Here is a 2,942-nt window from a genome sequence, read left to right as displayed (position 1 = left end):
CCCTCGATGCCGGCGATCCGCCAAGCCATCCTGGATCACCTCAGTCAGCCACCACCGCGGCGATGCCCGCACTGTGACGCCGTTCTCAATCTGCCACCCTGAAGTCAAAATGCCAAAGTAGTGCTAGGTCGCGGACTCATAAAGTTCGCAGCCAGACCCGGACGGCAGCGAGTTTGACGCTGGCGAGGAAGTTGTCGGGATCTTTGTCGTAGCGGGTGGCGACGGCTCGGAAGTGCTTGATCTTGCTGAAGAAGCGCTCGACTAGGTTGCGGTACTTGTACAGGAACGGGCTGAAGGCCAGGACCTGTTTGCGGTTGGGCATCGGCTTCACGTTCGCCCAAGCACCCTGCTCGGACATCCGGGCTCGCAGCGCATCGCTGTCGTAGGCCCGGTCGCCCAGCAGGACCTGGCCTTCACCCAACCCGCCCAGCATGTCGGCCGCCGAGCGCCTGTCATGCGCCTGACCGGGCGTGATCTTCAGCGCCACGGGACGGCCCTCGGCATCCACCAGCGCGTGGATCTTGCTCGTCAGGCCGCCGCGCGAACGACCCATGCCACCGGATCCGCCGTCTTTTTTTTGGCGCAGGCTGCATGCTGGTGAACCCGCACGCTGGTGGCGTCGATCATCTGCAGATCGCCCTCGTAAGCCTTCGACACAGCAGCCAGAAGCCGATCCCAAATGCCGCGCTTGCGCCAGCGCCGGAAGCGGTTGCCGCAGGTCGTGTAGGGCCCGTAACGCGCCGGGATGTCGGCCCACGGCGCACCCGTGCGCAGCCGCCAGAAGATCCCGTTCAGCACCCGTCGGTCGTCCACCCGATCCTTGCCGCGCACGTCCGTCGGAAGAACCGGCTCGATCACCGCCCACTCTTCATCCGTCAGGTCAAACCGCGCCATCCTCGGTCCTCCATTCGGAGAATCAACGATGCCACGGCCAAACCGTGCCAGCCGTTAAGAGTTCACGACCTAGGCGGTCTTGTCGGATCTGTGCGGTCTGACGCTCAGCCAGGGCGGGCTGATGAACCTGCTCCAGCGCGCGCAGGGCCGCTTCCGCTCCGGTCGCGAGAAGGCCGTGTCGACGCTACGCCGGGCCGCGGTGGTCGCCTCGGACGAGACCGGCGTGCGGATCGAGGCTAGCAACGCCTTCCATTGGGTGTTCCACGCGGCCGACGCGGTGGCGCACACGGCCTCGCCGACGCGGGGTGCCGTCGTGGTGCGCGAGATGATGGACGGCCACCGGCCCGCAGTCTGGATCTCGGACCGCTACACCGCCCAGTAGGGCCATGCGGCCCAACACCAGACCTGCCTCGCCCATCTCGCCCGCGACATCGCCTACGTCGTCGAGGCGAGCGACGATCCGGTGCCCTGGCGTCTGCAGCTTTGGCTGGCCTCCGTGTTCGCCCTGGCCGAGCGCGTCACCACCTTGGCCACCTCGACCCTGGAAGCCAAGCGCCGGAGCCTCGACCGACAACTCGGGGCCATCCTCACCACACCGAGCCGCTGCGACCTGCCCCGCGATCTGCAGGCCAAGATCGGCCGGGCCCGCGGTCAGCTCCTGATGTTCCTCGCCCAAGCCGGCTCGGTTGAGCCGACCAACAACGGCGCAGAGAGGCTGCTTCGTTCCTCCATGATCCAACGCAAGATGACTAACGGCTACAGCGCGATGTGGGCTGCCGAGGGCGAGGCCGACATCCGCACCATCGTCGATACCGCCCGCCTCACCGGTACCAGCCCGTTCGCCACCATCCTCAAAACCGTCAGCGCCTAAGAGCGCCGCCACATGGGTGGGTAATTACCGTGCGGGAGCCCTTTCGGCAGAGTCCTCAAGACCATCGGTGCCTAACCCCAATCATCATAGGCAGAAGCGACTCCTTTTTCACTTTGGAAGCGGGCCTGGTAAGCACAATCTGTTCTCTTCGTCAAATATAGTATATATGCATTATTTAAAAACAATATTATAATTAATTAACTTTTGGATAATATTATTTGGTGTAAGTGTAGGCGGTTGCTAGGGAAGAGACCGGGCCGGTGACACCGCTGAAGGCGGTCAGCACCTTCTGGACCTCGGTGAACGGGGCGTTCGAGACGTAGATCAGGTCGCGGTTGCGCATGCGGAACGCCTGGGTGGTGAACAGGCTGTTGGGGTCGCGCATGTTGATCCGGTACACCACCGGCACCAGCGGCGTGCCGGTGAGCTTGGTGGCCGGGTTGAGCCGGCGCACCACGCTGGCGGGCTCGAACCGGAAGATGAAGGTGCCGGCCGGGTCGGCGGCGAAGTCCGACAGGCCGCGCGCCTTGGCGAGCGCCTGAGCGAGCGTGATGCCGTCGGCCTGGAACGGCAGTTCCGTGGCCTGGCCGAGCGCGCCCACCGCCAGGAAGGTCTGCGGATCGCGCACCAGGGTGAGCACGTCGTTGGGCCGCAGGTAGATGTTCTCCTTCGGGTTCGACACCACGGTGGTCAGCGGCACGGTCGCGGTGAGCGACCCGCGCGACAGGCGCACGAAGGTCTCCGACACCGGCGAGCGGTTGCCGCCGGCCGACGCGATGACGTCGAGGATGCGGTCGCCGTGTCCCGAGAGCGGCAGGCGCGCGCCGGCGGCGCCCTCGCCGGTAACGGTCACGGCTTGCGAGATCGGCCGGGTCACCGAGACCAGAACCTGCGGCTGGATCGCCTTGCCGGCGAGTTCATTCTCGATCAGGCCCTGGACGTCCTGGGGCCGGCGGCCGGCGACCTTGATGCGCCCGGCATAGGGCACCGAGATCGCGCCGTCGCGGCCGACCGGCTGCTCGGGGATGAGGGCGGACTTCGAGCCGGCGGAGAAGCGGTCGGCGACCAGCGGGCCGGAGAACAGGCCGCCGGAGCCGGCCTCCCAGACCGAGACCGAGACCATGTCGCCGATGCCGATCACCGGCTCGGTGGAGGGGCGGTGGTCGCCGAAGGAGGC

Annotated in this window: 1 protein-coding gene and 2 pseudogenes; 1 reads left to right on the top strand and 2 read right to left on the bottom strand. The window is 66.1% G+C overall.

Annotated elements, in window-relative coordinates:
* Positions 1 to 136: 136 nt before the first annotated feature.
* A pseudogene (locus FV233_RS28900) lies at positions 137 to 894 on the bottom strand (IS5 family transposase).
* Between the two features lie 79 nt (positions 895 to 973).
* Between FV233_RS28900 and FV233_RS28895 the strand changes: the two are divergent.
* A pseudogene (locus tag FV233_RS28895) lies at positions 974 to 1,765 on the top strand (transposase); the annotation flags it as partial.
* A gap of 214 nt (positions 1,766 to 1,979) precedes the next feature.
* On the opposite strand, the gene FV233_RS28890 reads toward FV233_RS28895, so the two are convergent.
* A partial coding sequence (locus tag FV233_RS28890; RefSeq protein WP_147899579.1) for a polysaccharide biosynthesis/export family protein occupies positions 1,980 to 2,942 on the bottom strand: 963 nt, incomplete at its 5' end.

Origin of the sequence: Methylobacterium sp. WL7, from assembly GCF_008040085.1 — a bacterium.
Taxonomy (GTDB): domain Bacteria; phylum Pseudomonadota; class Alphaproteobacteria; order Rhizobiales; family Beijerinckiaceae; genus Methylobacterium; species Methylobacterium mesophilicum.
This window is presented reverse-complemented; position numbering and strand designations above follow the sequence as displayed.